12 protein-coding genes are annotated in these 14,204 nt (G+C 65.0%); 2 read left to right on the plus strand and 10 right to left on the minus strand.

The genetic code is table 11. From position 1 onward, the window contains the following. The first annotated feature begins 263 nt into the window (after nucleotides 1–263). Nucleotides 264–473, plus strand: coding sequence for a hypothetical protein (locus tag BM070_RS09860; RefSeq protein ID WP_092939552.1), 210 nt, complete (start codon nucleotides 264–266; stop codon nucleotides 471–473). Nucleotides 474–708: 235 nt separating this feature from the next. Next, complete coding sequence (locus tag BM070_RS09865) at nucleotides 709–1,722, plus strand: Bug family tripartite tricarboxylate transporter substrate binding protein (RefSeq protein WP_092939417.1); 1,014 nt, start codon at nucleotides 709–711, stop codon at nucleotides 1,720–1,722. Between the two features lie 51 nt (nucleotides 1,723–1,773). On the opposite strand, the gene BM070_RS09870 is transcribed toward BM070_RS09865, so the two are convergent. The 10 genes from BM070_RS09870 to scpA all read right to left on the minus strand — a co-directional run bounded on the left by BM070_RS09870 (nucleotide 1,774) and on the right by scpA (nucleotide 14,054). Further along, nucleotides 1,774–2,034, minus strand: coding sequence for a hypothetical protein (locus BM070_RS09870; protein WP_092939418.1), 261 nt, complete (start codon nucleotides 2,032–2,034; stop codon nucleotides 1,774–1,776). Nucleotides 2,035–2,183: 149 nt separating this feature from the next. Then, on the minus strand, nucleotides 2,184–3,248 hold the full coding sequence (gene bioB, locus BM070_RS09875; RefSeq protein WP_092939419.1) for a biotin synthase BioB: 1,065 nt from the start codon (nucleotides 3,246–3,248) through the stop codon (nucleotides 2,184–2,186). Between the two features lie 324 nt (nucleotides 3,249–3,572). After that, the gene (locus BM070_RS09880; RefSeq protein WP_092939420.1) at nucleotides 3,573–4,058 is read right to left on the minus strand and encodes a VOC family protein; all 486 of its coding nucleotides are present in this window, start codon (nucleotides 4,056–4,058) and stop codon (nucleotides 3,573–3,575) included. Nucleotides 4,059–4,129: 71 nt separating this feature from the next. Then, nucleotides 4,130–4,951, minus strand: coding sequence for a YdcF family protein (locus BM070_RS09885; RefSeq protein ID WP_353615605.1), 822 nt, complete (start codon nucleotides 4,949–4,951; stop codon nucleotides 4,130–4,132). After that, entirely contained in the window at nucleotides 4,948–6,996 is a 2,049-nt protein-coding gene (accC, locus tag BM070_RS09890) for an acetyl-CoA carboxylase biotin carboxylase subunit (protein ID WP_092939421.1), read from the minus strand. The genes BM070_RS09885 and accC overlap by 4 nt, the downstream gene beginning before the upstream one ends. Next, entirely contained in the window at nucleotides 6,996–8,354 is a 1,359-nt protein-coding gene (locus BM070_RS09895) for a PD-(D/E)XK nuclease family protein (RefSeq protein WP_092939422.1), read from the minus strand. Before BM070_RS09895 ends, accC begins: the two co-directional genes overlap by 1 nt. A gap of 9 nt (nucleotides 8,355–8,363) precedes the next feature. Beyond that, the gene (locus tag BM070_RS09900; protein WP_092939423.1) at nucleotides 8,364–9,896 is read right to left on the minus strand and encodes an acyl-CoA carboxylase subunit beta; all 1,533 of its coding nucleotides are present in this window, start codon (nucleotides 9,894–9,896) and stop codon (nucleotides 8,364–8,366) included. A 25-nt stretch (nucleotides 9,897–9,921) separates the two neighbouring features. Further along, entirely contained in the window at nucleotides 9,922–10,980 is a 1,059-nt protein-coding gene (gene meaB, locus BM070_RS09905; protein WP_092939554.1) for a methylmalonyl Co-A mutase-associated GTPase MeaB, read from the minus strand. A gap of 4 nt (nucleotides 10,981–10,984) precedes the next feature. Continuing rightward, entirely contained in the window at nucleotides 10,985–11,875 is an 891-nt protein-coding gene (locus tag BM070_RS09910; protein WP_092939424.1) for a restriction endonuclease, read from the minus strand. A gap of 13 nt (nucleotides 11,876–11,888) precedes the next feature. Then, a complete protein-coding gene (scpA, locus tag BM070_RS09915; protein WP_092939425.1) occupies nucleotides 11,889–14,054 on the minus strand; it encodes a methylmalonyl-CoA mutase in 2,166 nt (721 codons plus the stop codon). Nucleotides 14,055–14,204: the final 150 nt, after the last annotated feature.

The raw sequence follows: 14,204 nt of genomic DNA on the forward strand, positions 1-14,204 counted from the left end.
TGCCGCGATCGCAAAGACCGGTGCAGAGGACGGTCAGGCTGGGCACTGGAGAGAGGTGACTCGCCATGAGCGCCTTGACCACATCTGGGGCCCCTCCGCAGACTATGCCTGAACTAGATACGATGTATATTATGTCAAATAACAAACGAGCAGCGGCACGGGCAAGCCAAAGGATGACATCGGGATGCGTCGTTTCCGGCGCCATGACCGGGACGATGCAGTGACGATCTCATCGTCCCCTGATGTACTCCACCCCACTCGCCATGCCTACTACCAAACCCGCCGCCGTGGCTCAGGCCGAAAAGAAGGTCGCCGCCGTTCTGGACGACCTTGAACAGACCACCGGATCGGAAGTTCAGAGGCTGCAGCTCGAAGATGTGGTGGCTTCCGATGCGGCGACCGGCAGGCCGCTCGTGCAAAAGGCCGTGGAGATCACGGTGCAACCCCGGCCGAACCGGAAGTGGGCTCGTTGATTCGCCGTCCTGCGCGGTAATGCCCGGGGCGCGCTTGCGTCAGCGCTGACCCGGGGCCTTGGTTTTCACTCCTTTCGTCCCTGCTTGCGGTCTCCCCGCCACGCCGGGCGTCGAAATATTCCCTTCCGATCCTGCAAGCTTGCGCTTGGGCGGTGGCAACATGGCGCGCCTGCGGATGGACGGCGGTATGCCGTGCCGCCCGCTTTTCCCAAGAAGAACCAGGAGACATCACGCCATGCCAGCCACCTCGTCCAACCCATTCGGGCTACACCAGAATCAGCGCCGCAGCTTGCTCGCCGCCACCTCGGGCCTGCTGCTGCCGGCTTGGGCACACGCCCAGGCCGCCTGGCCGAGCAGACCCTTGCGGCTCGTCGTGCCGTTTGCGCCCGGGGGCAGTTCGGAGATCGTCGCCCGTGCGGCGGCGGCGGAAATCTCCAAGACGCTCGGGCAGAACGTTTTCGTGGACAACAAGCCCGGGGCGGCCGGCAACATCGCCATGCAGGAAGTGGCCGCGAGCACCGATGAGCACACGCTGATCCTGGGCCATATCGGCACGCTGGCGGTCAATCCGTTCATCTTCCCGAAGCTGCCCTACGACGTGAACCGCGACTTCACGCCCATCACGCTGCTGTCGAAGGTGCCCAGCCTCTACGTGGTGCATCCCGATCTGCCGATCCGCAATCTGGCCGAGTTCATCACCTACGCCCGCAGCAAGCCGGGCCAGCTCAACTACGGCTCGGCCGGCAATGGCAGCGCCGGGCATCTGGCCTTCGAATATCTGAAGATGGTGACCAACACCTTCATGGTGCATGTGCCCTACCGAGGCACCGGCCCCATGCTGACCGACCTGATGGCCGGGCGGCTGCAGGCCGCGGCCGTGGGTGCGCCCGCCCTGCTGCCCTTCATCAAGGCGGGCAAGCTGCGCTGCATCGCCACCGGCACGGCGCAGCGCTTGCCGCAGATGCCCGATGTGCCCACGGTGGCCGAACAGGGCTTCAAGGGTTTCGAGATGACGCAGTGGTACGGCCTGATGGTGCCGTCCAGGTGGGCCAAGCCGCATATCGCGAAGTTCGAGGCCGAAGCCGTGAAGGCCGCACGCAGCGCGGCGGTCAAGGACAAGCTTGCGCAGGAAACGGCGCTGGCCGTGGGCAATACGGGCGCTGAGTTCGACGCCTTCATCAAGGCCGAGCAGGCGCGCTGGAAACCGGTGATCGACCGTGCCCAGATCAAGCCCGAGGGCATGGGCTGAGACCGCCGCCTCCTCTCGGCAACGAGACCTGCGGTCAGCAGGCGCCCTCCTTCAGTCTTCTGCGGCCGGCTGGGTGGATTGCGCTGGCAAGGTGCCCGACGCCATGCCCGCCAGCGCCTTGACGGCTTCGTCGCGCGAGGCCCAGTGCTGGTCCGGCATGGGCAGGTTGTGGCCGTCCACCTGGGCTTGGGCGAAGTAGTAGCGGCCATCGTCCTGCAGGCGCAGCAAGCCGGTATAGGTCGCGCCGTCGGACACGCCGAACACGGTTTCCTGCTGGCCTGAATAAGGGGACGGTGGGGAGGCGGAAGTCATGGCGGGGGCTCCTGGAGCATCGGGGGGGCAAACCCTGAGTGTGGAAGGAGTCCGTGCCGCGGGGCGTAGTCCAAGGGCCCGCCCTCCCCTGCGGCGATGCGCCCCTACCCTGCCCTCGCTGGCCAGGCCGCCAAAGGCTCCCCAAAGACTCAGTGGCCGTGCCCGTCGTGATGATCGTGCGCCGATGCGGTCGTGCGGTGCCCGGGCAGGCCCAGCTTGGTCAGCAGCTGCACGTCGGCCTCGACGTCGGGGTTGCCGGTCACCAGCAGCTTGTCGCCGTAGAAGATCGAATTGGCGCCGGCCATGAAGCACAGCGCCTGCACGGCCTCGCCCATCTGCTGGCGGCCGGCCGACAGGCGCACGCGGGCGCGGGGCATGGTGATACGGGCCACGGCGATGACGCGCACGAAGTCGAACGGGTCCACCGGCTCGCTATCGGCCAGCGGCGTGCCGGGCACGCGCACCAGGCTGTTGATGGGCACCGATTCCGGGTACGGCTGCAGGTTGGCCAGCTGCGCGATCAGGCCGGCGCGGTGGACCGGGGCCTCGCCCATGCCGATGATGCCGCCGCAGCACACGCTGATGCCGGCGGAGCGCACGTGCGAGAGCGTGTCCAGCCGGTCCTGGTACTGGCGCGTGCTGACCACGTCGGTGTAGTACTCGGGCGCCGTGTCCAGGTTGTGGTTGTAGTAGTCCAGGCCCGCGTCCTTGAGCGCCACGGCCTGATGCGATTCGAGCATGCCCAGCGTGGCGCAGGTCTGCATTCCCAGGCCCTTCACGGCGCCGATCAGCTCGCTCATCTTCTCGATGTCGCGGTCCTTCGGGGCGCGCCAGGCGGCGCCCATGCAAAAGCGGGTGGCGCCGGCATCCTTGGCGGCCTGGGCGGCGGCAGTGACTTCCTGCACGCTCATCAGCTTCTCGGCCTTCACGCCGGTGTCGAATTCAGCCGACTGCGGGCAGTAGCCGCAGTTCTCGGGGCAGCCGCCCGTCTTGACCGACAGCAGCGTGGCCAGTTCCACGTCGCCTGCGGGCCAGTGCTGGCGGTGCACGGTCTGGGCTTCGTACAGCAGATCCATGAAGGGCTTGTCCAGCAGGGCCTGGATGGCTTCGATGCTCCAGGGGCCGTTGTGCGCGGGCGCGGCGGCCGGGCGGCGGTGCAGCTGCACGGCCTGGGCCGGCACCTCGGCGGCGGGGGGGGGGGCGATGGTGGTCATGGGGTGGTCCTTCCTGGCTTTTGGGGTGCGCTGGGGCCCGCTGGGGCGGCATCCAGCCGATGGTGGCGGATTCTGCGGGAGAAAAATGGGAGCTGCCAGCGCCGGGCTGCAGAAAGTCGGGCTGGACGAAACGCCTCGAACAGCAGGCAATTCGGCGTTTTTTTGGCAGACGATTGCCGCAGATGCCATCAAGTTGCCACCATGATGGCGATGGCCATCGGGCGTCCATCACAACCGCCTTCAACTTACCCGCTTCGGCGGCCAACTGCTTCGCCTTGGCCTTCGGATCAGGCCGGAGTTGAGCGCAGTTGGCGCAGGCAGCCGTCAGCCCAGCGCGGCGATGACCTCGGGCGGGGCCTGCACCAGCTCGATCAGCACGCCTTCGCCCGCGACCGGGAACTCGTCGTTGCTCTTGGGGTGCAAAAAGGTGATGTCATAGCCTGCCGCGCCTTTGCGGATGCCGCCCGGGGCGAAGCGCACGCCCTGCGCGGTGAGCCATTCCACGGCACGCGGCAGGTCGTCGATCCACAGACCCACATGGTTGAGCGGCGTGGTGTGGACGGCGGGCTTCTTGTCGATGTCGAGCGGCTGCATCAGATCCACCTCCACCGCGTGGGCGCCCTGCCCCATCGCCAGGATGTCTTCATCGACGTTCTCGCGCTCGCTGCGGAAGCTGCCGGTCTGCGCCAGGCCCAGCATGTCCACCCAGAGGGTTTTCAGGCGCTGCTTGTCGGTGCCGCCGATGGCGATCTGCTGGATGCCCAGCACCTTGAACGGGCGGCTGTTGGATATTATTGTTGCGGTGCTCATGGCTCGGTCACTCCTGTTTTGATAGCTGCATGCCCTGATGGATAAAGCGCTGCAGGCCGATTTCCTTGCAATCACACCTCGCGCAGCACCCAGCTGCTGAGCGTGGCGAAGTATTCGCGCAGCCAGGCGTTGTAGCGGCTGGTGATGGGCGTGGGCGCGCTCACGGGCACCACGTCGGCCCAGCCCAGGCGGTGGGCGATGCGCGAGGCGCGGATCAGGTGGAAGTCGCTGGTCACCAGGGCCACGGGTGCGCTGGCGGGCACGCCGCGCGCCTCCAGCAAGGGGCGGCTCCAGGTCAGGTTCAGCTCGGTGCTGGTGCTCTTGTCTTCCAGCACCGGGCGGGCGGGCGCGATGCCGTGGCGCTCTTGCAGGTAGCGGGCCATGATGGCGGCCTCGCTCTCGGTCGCGCCCAGGTCGATGCCGCCGCACACCGCCACCAGCGCGGCCGGCTGCTGCGCAGCCAGCTCGGCGGCGGTATCGAGCCGGGCAGCCAGCGCAGGCCGGGGTTGCCCGTCCAGCGTGCCGGCACCCAGCACGACGATGGCCTGCACCGGCGGCACCTGGGCCAGGGGCACGCCAAAGCCCGTCAAACGGCTCCAGAACCACAGCAGGGAGACCAGCCACAGCGCCAGCGCCCACCAGCCCAGGCGCCAGACGCGTTGCCGGCCCGGGTGGCGGCTGCGCCAGCGTTCCAGCCGGGGCCAGCGCAGCGCGATGGCGAGCAGGGCCGCGCCCAGCACGGCCGGCAGCAGCACACCCAGGTTGAACTGCCGCAGCGCCAGCAGATAGAGGCCGTCGGCCAGCAGCACGGCCCCGGCCGCGCCCAGCAGCCCGTGCCGCACGGGCGCGCGGGCGGCCGACGCGCCGGCCGGCAGCAACTCAACGGGCCTCACTGGAATTCGATGATCACGTCATCCACCGCCAGCGAGGCGCCCTTGGCGGCCAGCACCTTGCCGACCACGCCGTCCTGCGCGGCGAAGAGGATGTTCTCCATCTTCATGGCCTCGATCACCGCCAGCTTTTCGCCGGCCTGCACCTTCTGGCCGGGCTGGACGGCCACATCGACCAGCAGGCCGGGCATGGGCGAGAGCAGGAACTTCGACAGATCCGGCGGCGCCTTGTAAGGCATGAGCTGGTGCAGCTCGGCGCCCAGCGGCGAGAGCACCATGGCGTCGATCTGCGTGCCGTTGTGGGCGATGCGCAGCGCCAGCGGGTTCCTGGCCGTGCCGCGCTCGACCTGCGCGGTGAAGCCCGCGCCGTTGCACTGGCCCTGCACGCGGATCTGGCCCAAAGTCGCCGCGCTACTGATCTGATAGCTGCGGCCGCCCACGGCGACTGCGCTGGAGCCCGATGGGGCCTGGAAGTCGGTGACCGACACCGCATGGTGCTCGTGCTGGCCATTCGCGCCCAGCACCACGACCACGAACTGCTCGCCCACCTTCACCTCGTGCCCCGCCAGCTGCCCGCTGATGCCGGACGCGCGGGCGCGGTAGCGGCGGTGCATGTAGGCGGCCAGTGCCACGAGGAAGAGCGGATCGTCGTGCGGCACGTCTTCGGCGTGGAAGCCCTGGGCGTAGTGCTCGGCGATGAAACCGGTGTTGAACTGGCCCGAGACGAACTGAGGATGCGCCAGCAGCGCGGCCTGGAACGGGATGTTGCTGCTGATGCCCCGGATGACGAAGCCATTGAGCGCCTCGCGCATCTTCTGGATCGCGTCCTGCCGGTCCGTGCCATGCACGATCAGCTTGGCGATCATCGAATCGTAGAACATCGGGATCTCGCCGCCCTCATAGACGCCCGTGTCCACCCGCACGCCCAGACGGCGGGCCGTGTCGGACTGGAACATGGTCTCCTCGGGCGGCTGGAAGCGCACCAGCCGGCCGGTGGACGGAAGGAAGTTGCGGAACGGGTCTTCGGCGTTGATCCGGCATTCGATGGCCCAGCCCTCGCGCTTGACCTGGTCCTGCGTCAGGGGGAGCTTTTCGCCGGCCGCCACGCGGATCATCAGCTCCACCAAGTCCAGCCCGGTGATGCACTCCGTCACCGGATGCTCCACCTGCAGGCGGGTGTTCATTTCGAGGAAGTAGAAATCCTGGTCCTTGCCGACCACGAATTCCACCGTGCCGGCCGACTGGTACTTCACCGCCTTGGCCAGCGCCACGGCCTGCTCGCCCATGGCGCGGCGTGTGGCGTCGCTGATGAAGGGCGACGGCGCCTCTTCGATCACCTTCTGGTGGCGGCGCTGGATGGAGCATTCGCGCTCGTTCAGGTAGATCACGTTGCCGTGGCTGTCGCCCAGCACCTGGATCTCGATATGGCGCGGCTGCTGCACGAACTTCTCGATGAAGATGCGGTCGTCGCCGAAGGAGTTGCGCGCCTCGTTCTGGCAGGCGGTGAAGCCCTCCAGCGCCTCCTTGTCGTCATAGGCCACGCGCAGGCCCTTGCCGCCGCCGCCGGCCGAGGCCTTGATCATCACCGGGTAGCCGATGTCCCGCGCGATCTCCACCGCCCGCTCGGCCGATGCGATGGCATCGTTCCAGCCCGGAATGGTGTTGACCTTGGCTTCATTGGCGAGCTTCTTGGACGCGATCTTGTCGCCCATGGCCGCGATCGAATGCGCCCGCGGGCCGATGAAGGCCAGCCCCAAGTCCTCGCAGCGCTGGGCGAAAGCCTCGTTCTCCGACAGGAAGCCGTAGCCCGGGTGGATGGCCTGCGCGCCGGTCTGCTTGGCGGCGGCGATGATGCGGTCGGCCAGCAGATACGACTCCCGCGAGGGCGCCGCGCCGATGTGGACGGCCTCGTCGGCGAGCTTGACGTGGCGGGCCTCCTTGTCGGCGTCGGAATAGACGGCGACCGTGGCGATGCCCATTTTCTTGGCGGTGGCGATGACGCGGCAGGCGATTTCGCCGCGGTTGGCGATGAGGATTTTAGAAAACATTATGCATCCCTACTAAAAATCAAGAGGCCAGATTTCTTCAAGGCTTCATTTATTCGAGCCGACTCCCGCGCCAATACCGATGCCGCGTCCTTGGGGCTCAATGATGTTTGCTCCATCAATCGGATCCAGCGATCGCTTTTCGATGACCGCCTAGACAGGGTTCGCAGCTCATCTGCAATGGCACGAAGTTGACTCTCCTGGGCTTCGGAATAGGCTGGAACCATTGATTCATCCAATCCTTCTATCAAATTGAAGTCAATGATGGATCGAACGCTATAAGCATCCACATCCCGGTCTGGCTTCCATGCCGACAAGCGCAAACCCCATGCGGCCTCCTCGGCAACGCCATGATCTCTGATGCCTTTCCATTCACGGCTACGCAAATGGAGGCGCTTCGTATATCTCTTGATCTCCAGGCCATCCCCGGCCTCCAGGCGCAATGCGTTGATTAGAGGGAGATGATCCATCTGGCTGAACAATGCATCCCAAAGACGATATCTCTGGTGGTACTCGATGAGCAAGGGCTCCACATTCTCCGGCACCGTCTGCGCACCAGCTGTCAGCCGCGCGTGCCTTCCGAGCTCCTTGAGCTCCCGCATGCTGGCCAATACCGCACGATGGTCATTCAGCAATGCAGAAAAGTAAGCTTGTACAGCCTCATCTCCTTGGATTGCGCTCTCCTCAATCAGATAGTCCTTTACCTGAGAGAGCGCATTCAGGGCGCTCTCACTGAGCAAACCCGATTTTTGTCTTGTGGTGATCAGATCGATCAGCCAGTCGTGGCGAAGAGGAATCCAGTGGCGGTTGTCATCAGGCAAGTTCTCCGTATTGGGGTCCAAGTAGATATAGAACTTCTTAAAGCCAGGAAAGCTGTCCTCGGCCTGCTTTCTGTATGCCGCCAACTGATTCCCATGCACGGCCGAGCCGAATTTATTCTCGATAAGAACAACCAGCCTATTGGCACGAGAAACCAGCATGACATCGACCGGCCGATTCTTTCCGTCAACGCTTTCTTTGCGTCCAAATCGATACTCTGTTTCTACGCACAGATCGCGAAAAGAGCGCCCCACAATTGCGGAAGGAGCCCAACCGGCAAAAAGATGCTCTGCATCGCCCCCTTCCCAATCAGAGCTAAGGACTTGCAGCCAAGCGTTATGCAGCAGCTCCCGTATGGGTTGATCACCCAGGCCATGGCCCTCATGAGGACGAAATAGCCAAGCCAAGAATGCAGAAACACGTGTTTCCGTCATTTCGGTGATGAAGAGCAAGCGCTGCTCACGAGCAAGCTCTGTCAGGGCCAAGAAGTTGTCGTCGCACAGAAAGTCATCGATCTGCCGCGTAGAAACATCAAGGGACATCTGCTCGCCTCAGAGAGGAATGTTCCCGTGCTTGCGCCACGGGTTCTCCAGTTTCTTGTTCTGCAGCATCACCAACGAGCGGCAGATGCGCTTGCGGGTTTCGTGCGGCAGGATCACGTCGTCGATGAAGCCGCGCGCGCCGGCCACGAAGGGGTTGGCGAAGCGCTTCTTGTATTCGGCCTCGCGGGCGGCGAGCTTTTCCGGGTCCTTCTTCTCTTCGCGGAAGATGATTTCCACCGCGCCCTTGGCGCCCATCACCGCGATCTCGGCATGGGGCCAGGCGAGGTTGACGTCGCCGCGCAGGTGCTTGGAGGCCATCACGTCGTAGGCGCCGCCGTAGGCCTTGCGGGTGATGACGGTGATCTTGGGCACGGTGGCCTCGGCGTAGGCGTAGAGAAGCTTGGCGCCGTGCTTGATGATGCCGCCGTATTCCTGGCTGGTGCCGGGCATGAAGCCGGGCACATCGACGAAGGTGACGACGGGGATGTTGAACGCATCGCAGAAGCGCACGAAGCGCGCGGCCTTGATGGAGCTCTTGATGTCCAGGCAGCCGGCCAGCACCAGCGGCTGGTTGGCGACGATGCCCACGGTCTGCCCTTCCATGCGGGCGAAGCCGATGACGATGTTCCTGGCGTAGTCGGGCTGCAGCTCGAAGAAGTCGCCGTCGTCCACCGTCTTGAGGATCAGCTCCTTCATGTCGTAGGGCTTGTTGGGGTTGTCCGGCACCAGCGTGTCCAGGCTCAGGTCCATGCGGTCGGCCGGGTCGTTGCTGGGCCGCACGGGCGGCTTTTCGCGGTTGTTGAGCGGCAGGTAGTTGTAGAGGCGGCGCAGCATCATCAGCGCCTCCACGTCGTTCTCGAAGGCCATGTCGGCCACGCCGCTGCGCGTGCTGTGGGTGATGGCGCCGCCCAGTTCCTCGGCCGTGACGTCTTCGTGCGTGACGGTCTTCACCACCTCGGGGCCGGTGACGAACATGTAGCTGGAGTCCTTCACCATGAAGATGAAGTCGGTCATGGCGGGCGAATACACGGCGCCGCCGGCGCAGGGGCCCATGATCATGCTGATCTGCGGCACCACGCCGCTGGCCAGCACGTTCTTCTGGAACACGTCGGCATAGCCGCCCAGGGACGCCACGCCTTCCTGGATGCGGGCGCCGCCCGAATCGTTGAGGCCGATGACGGGCGCGCCCACCTTCATGGCCTGGTCCATCACCTTGCAGATCTTCTCGGCATGCGTCTCGCTCAGGGCGCCGCCGAAGACGGTGAAGTCCTGGCTGAAGACGAACACCAGCCGGCCGTTGATCATGCCGTAGCCCGTCACCACGCCGTCGCCGGGCGGGCGGTTGCCCTCCATGCCGAAGTCGGTGCAGCGGTGCTCGACGAACATGTCCCATTCTTCGAAGGTGCCGTCGTCCAGCAGCAGCTCGATGCGTTCGCGCGCCGTGAGCTTGCCCTTGGCATGCTGCGCGTCGATGCGCTTTTGCCCGCCGCCCAGCCGGGCGAGTGCGCGCTTTTGCTCCAGTTGGTCCAGGATGTCCTGCATGCTCGGTCGCTCCTTTGTGTTCGCTTCAGAGTGAAGATGACGATGTCGTGTTTGCTTGTGTTTCGATAGCACCATGCGCAGGCTGCGCCTGGGCTGCGAGCAGATTCCGTGCGGCCGTCGAAGCCGCGATGCGCCCGGCCGCCACCTCGGCCTGCAGCGTGGGCAGCAGCGCACGCACGCCGGGGTGCTGGCGGAAGGCGGTCTTCAGGCCCGCATCGATGCGCTCCCACATCCAGGCCAGGGCCTGCTTCTCGCGCCGCAGCGCCAGGCGGCCGTTGCCGGTCTGCATGCTGCGGTAGAGGGTGACTGCTTCCCAGAAACCTTCCACGCCCTGCCCCAGCAGCGCGCTGATCTGCAGCACGCGCGGCTGCCACAGCGCACCGTGCGTGGCGTGGTCGGGGTTGCCGTGCATTCCCAGCAGCCGCAGCGACGAGGTGATCTGCGCCTGTGCCCGCGTGGCGGCATGCGGGTCGATGTCGGCCTTGTTGATGACCACCAGATCGGCGATCTCCATCACGCCTTTCTTGATGGCCTGCAGGTCGTCGCCCGCATTGGGCAGTTGCAGCAGCACGAACATGTCGGTCATGCCGGCCACGGCGATCTCGCTCTGGCCCACGCCCACGGTCTCGACGATCACCACGTCGTAGCCCGCGGCCTCGCACACCAGCATGGCCTCGCGCGTCTTCTCGGCCACGCCGCCCAGGGTGCCGCTGGACGGGCTGGGGCGGATGTAGGCGCGCTCGTTCACGGAGAGCTGCTCCATGCGCGTCTTGTCCCCCAGGATGGAGCCGCCCGAGACGGTGGAGGACGGGTCGATGGTGAGCACCGCCACGCGGTGCCCCTGCCGGATCAGAAAGAGCCCCAGCGCCTCGATGAAGGTGGACTTGCCTACGCCCGGCACGCCGCTGATGCCCAGGCGGAACGACCGCCCGGTATGCGGCAGCAGCGCCGTCAGCAGCTCATCGCCCTGCGCGCGATGGTCGGCGCGGGTGGATTCGAGCAGGGTGATGGCCTTGGCGATGGCGCGGCGCTGCGCGGCACTGCCCTGCTGGCCCAAGCCCTCGAGGATGAAAGCAGCGCTCAGCACGTCAGTCGAACGCCTTGAAAAACTGGTGATCGATGTCGTAAACAGTTCTGGGCTTAAGGCCCATTTCGTATTTCTTGAAGAGCTCCAGTAACTTTTCACCGTCGACCAGCTCGATGGGGTCTGTCCCAGCGCGAAGCGCCTCCGCCTTCGCACCTTGCGTAAAAGTGCTGGTCGTCAGAAAGATGGCCTTCTCTGCCCGCCCAGCCATCGCGCCGCGTAAATCACGAACTTCCTTGGGCGGAACGGCATTTATCCACTTCTTGCATTGGAAAACAACATTGAACTTCACTAGATCATTGATCTGCAGGACACCGATTCCGTCGATACCTCCATCATTGCTTTTGCCTGTGACTTCCAGACGCTCAAAGCCTGCTTCGCGCAACACACGCAAGCAAATTCTTTCAAATCCCGCAGGTGTGAGCTCTCTGAGCACCTGCAGAAACGAGGCCAATTCGGCCTCGGTATCCGACTGCTCACTATCTTCGACGTGAGCCGAATCGACAGAATCATTCGCCGAAGCGCTGACTCCTGGCGGCACTGATTGAACAGGAGAGCCATGAGCCTTCGACTGGATACGCACCATCTCGCGCGCCTCCTCCATCGTGAGCTTGGCTTCAAATCCTTTCGGGGTAAGCGTCCAGACCCCCCGCTTGCTGCCATCAATCATTCCGGCCCAGACAAGGTATTGCCGAGCCCAGCGCACTTGGTTGGAGAATTTCTCCACGCCCGACTTCAGCACGACGTTGCGCTGCACGTCAGTCACACCTTCTATTTTTGCCACTTCATCGACAGCTTCGCTTGCTGCCGCTGAGCCCCCCAATTGCCGGAGGGCCTCCAGGAGAGGAGCAAACCAGCGAACAAATTCGGGCGCTGTCTTCTTCTTGGTTGCCATAGCAGTGAGGGCGTTAGTCGTTCTGGGCCTTGCGGATCTGCTCCAGCACATCCTTGGCGCTGGCCGGAATCGGCGTGCCGGGCCCGTAGATGCCCTTGACGCCGGCCTCGTACAGGAAGTCGTAGTCCTGCGCGGGAATCACGCCGCCCACGAAGACGATGATGTCGTCCGCGCCCTGGTCCTTCAGCGACTGGATGATGGCCGGCACCAGGGTCTTGTGGCCTGCGGCAAGGGTGGAGACGCCCACGGCATGCACGTCGTTCTCGATGGCCTGGCGGGCGCATTCCTCGGGGGTCTGGAAGAGCGGGCCCATGTCCACGTCGAAGCCCAGATCGGCGAAGGCGGTGGCGACGACCTTGGCGCCCCGGTCGTGGCCGTCCTGGCCCAGCTTGGCGATCATCACGCGGGGGCGGCGGCCTTCGGTTTCGGCGAAGGCGTCGATCTCGCCCTTGAGCTTTTCCCAGCCTTCGGCCGAGTCGTAGGCGGCGGCATAGACGCCGGTCACCTTCTGCGTGTCGGCGCGGTGGCGGCCGAAGACCTTTTCGAGCGCATCGCTCACCTCGCCCACCGTGGCGCGCAGGCGCATGGCGTCGATGGCCAGCTCCAGCAGGTTGCCTTCACCGCTTTCTGCTGCAGAAGTGAGAGCATCCAGCGCGCGCTGCACCTGGGCTGTATCGCGTTTCGCCTTGATGTCCTTCAGCCGCGCGATCTGGCTGTCGCGCACCTTGACGTTGTCGATCTGCAGGATGTCGACCGGGTCTTCCTTGGCCAGCTTGTATTTATTGACGCCCACGATCACGTCCTTGCCCGAGTCGATGCGCGCCTGCTTCTCGGCGGCGGCGGCCTCGATCTTGAGCTTGGCCCAGCCGGAATCGACGGCAGCGGTCATGCCGCCCATGGCCTCGACCTCTTCGATGATCTTCCACGCGGCATCGGCCATGTCCTGCGTGAGCTTTTCCATCATGTAGCTGCCCGCCCAGGGGTCCACCACGCTGGTGATGTGGGTCTCTTCCTGGATGATGAGCTGGGTGTTGCGGGCGATGCGGGCGCTGAATTCCGTGGGCAGCGCGATGGCTTCGTCGAGCGCGTTGGTGTGCAGGCTCTGCGTGCCGCCGAAGACGGCCGCCATGGCCTCGATGGTGGTGCGCACCACGTTGTTGTACGGGTCCTGCTCGGTCAGGCTCCAGCCGCTGGTCTGGCTATGGGTGCGCAGCATCAGGCTCTTGGGGTTCTTGGCGCCGGTCTCCTTCATGATGCGGCACCAGAGCAGGCGCGCCGCGCGCATCTTGGCGATCTCCAGGTAGAAGTTCATGCCCACGGCCCAGAAGAACGACAGGCGCCCGGCGAAGGCATCCACGTCCAGGCCGGAGGCGATGGCGGTCTTGACGTATTCCTTGCCATCGGCCAGCGTGAAGGCCAGCTCCAGCGCTTGGTTGGCCCCGGCTTCCTGCATGTGGTAGCCGCTGATGGAGATGGAATTGAACTTCGGCATGTTCCTGGCCGTGTAGCCGATGATGTCGCCGATGATCCGCATGCTGGGCTTGGGCGGGTAGATGTAGGTGTTGCGGACCATGAACTCCTTGAGGATGTCGTTCTGGATGGTCCCGGAAAGCTGGTCCTGCCGCACGCCCTGCTCTTCGGCCGCCACCACGTAGCCCGCCAGCACCGGCAGCACGGCGCCATTCATGGTCATGGAGACGCTCACCTTGTCCAGCGGAATCTGGTCGAAGAGGATCTTCATGTCCTCCACCGAATCGATGGCGACGCCGGCCTTGCCCACGTCGCCCGTCACGCGCGGATGGTCGCTGTCGTAGCCCCGGTGCGTGGCCAGGTCGAACGCCACCGACACGCCCTGCCCGCCCGCGGCCAGCGCCTTGCGGTAGAAGGCGTTGGACTCCTCGGCCGTGGAAAAGCCTGCGTACTGGCGGATGGTCCAGGGCCGCACCGCATACATGGTGGCCTGCGGGCCGCGCAGGTAGGGCTCGAAGCCGGGCAGCGTGTCGGTATGGGGCAGATCGGCCGTGTCGGCGGCGGTGTAGAGCGGCTTGACGACGATGCCGTCGGGCGTGACCCAGTTCAGCGCGGAGACATCGCCCCCGGGAGCGGACTTGGCGGCGGCCTGGGTCCAGGCGGCCATGTCGGCCGGTTGCGGGCGGGGTGCGGATGTGCTTTGGCTCATGTCTCTGCGGTGCTCTGAAAAGGAGGTTTCCAAAAAGCCGGTCTGTGCGGTGCCGTGCTGCTCCATGGTGCCACCGATCGGGCCCGCGGGGCGGGTGCCGAAGTGACGCCAACGTCAATCTTGAGGGCCATTCTACGCCTCCGTAATTAT

Source organism: Paracidovorax wautersii, assembly GCF_900113035.1.
Lineage (GTDB): Bacteria > Pseudomonadota > Gammaproteobacteria > Burkholderiales > Burkholderiaceae_C > Paracidovorax > Paracidovorax wautersii.

What these genes read in the sequence shown, in the direction of transcription:
- BM070_RS09865 (WP_092939417.1), top strand. Translation starts at nt 709, where the DNA reads ATGCCAGCCACCTCGTCCAACCCATTCGGGCTACACCAGAATCAGCGC.
- BM070_RS09895 (WP_092939422.1), bottom strand. Translation starts at nt 8,354, where the DNA reads ATGTCCCTTGATGTTTCTACGCGGCAGATCGATGACTTTCTGTGCGAC.
- BM070_RS09910 (WP_092939424.1), bottom strand. Translation starts at nt 11,875, where the DNA reads ATGGCAACCAAGAAGAAGACAGCGCCCGAATTTGTTCGCTGGTTTGCT.
- BM070_RS09870 (WP_092939418.1), bottom strand. Translation starts at nt 2,034, where the DNA reads ATGACTTCCGCCTCCCCACCGTCCCCTTATTCAGGCCAGCAGGAAACC.
- BM070_RS09860 (WP_092939552.1), top strand. Translation starts at nt 264, where the DNA reads ATGCCTACTACCAAACCCGCCGCCGTGGCTCAGGCCGAAAAGAAGGTC.
- bioB (WP_092939419.1), bottom strand. Translation starts at nt 3,248, where the DNA reads ATGACCACCATCGCCCCCCCCCCCGCCGCCGAGGTGCCGGCCCAGGCC.
- scpA (WP_092939425.1), bottom strand. Translation starts at nt 14,054, where the DNA reads ATGAGCCAAAGCACATCCGCACCCCGCCCGCAACCGGCCGACATGGCC.
- accC (WP_092939421.1), bottom strand. Translation starts at nt 6,996, where the DNA reads ATGTTTTCTAAAATCCTCATCGCCAACCGCGGCGAAATCGCCTGCCGC.
- BM070_RS09880 (WP_092939420.1), bottom strand. Translation starts at nt 4,058, where the DNA reads ATGAGCACCGCAACAATAATATCCAACAGCCGCCCGTTCAAGGTGCTG.
- BM070_RS09900 (WP_092939423.1), bottom strand. Translation starts at nt 9,896, where the DNA reads ATGCAGGACATCCTGGACCAACTGGAGCAAAAGCGCGCACTCGCCCGG.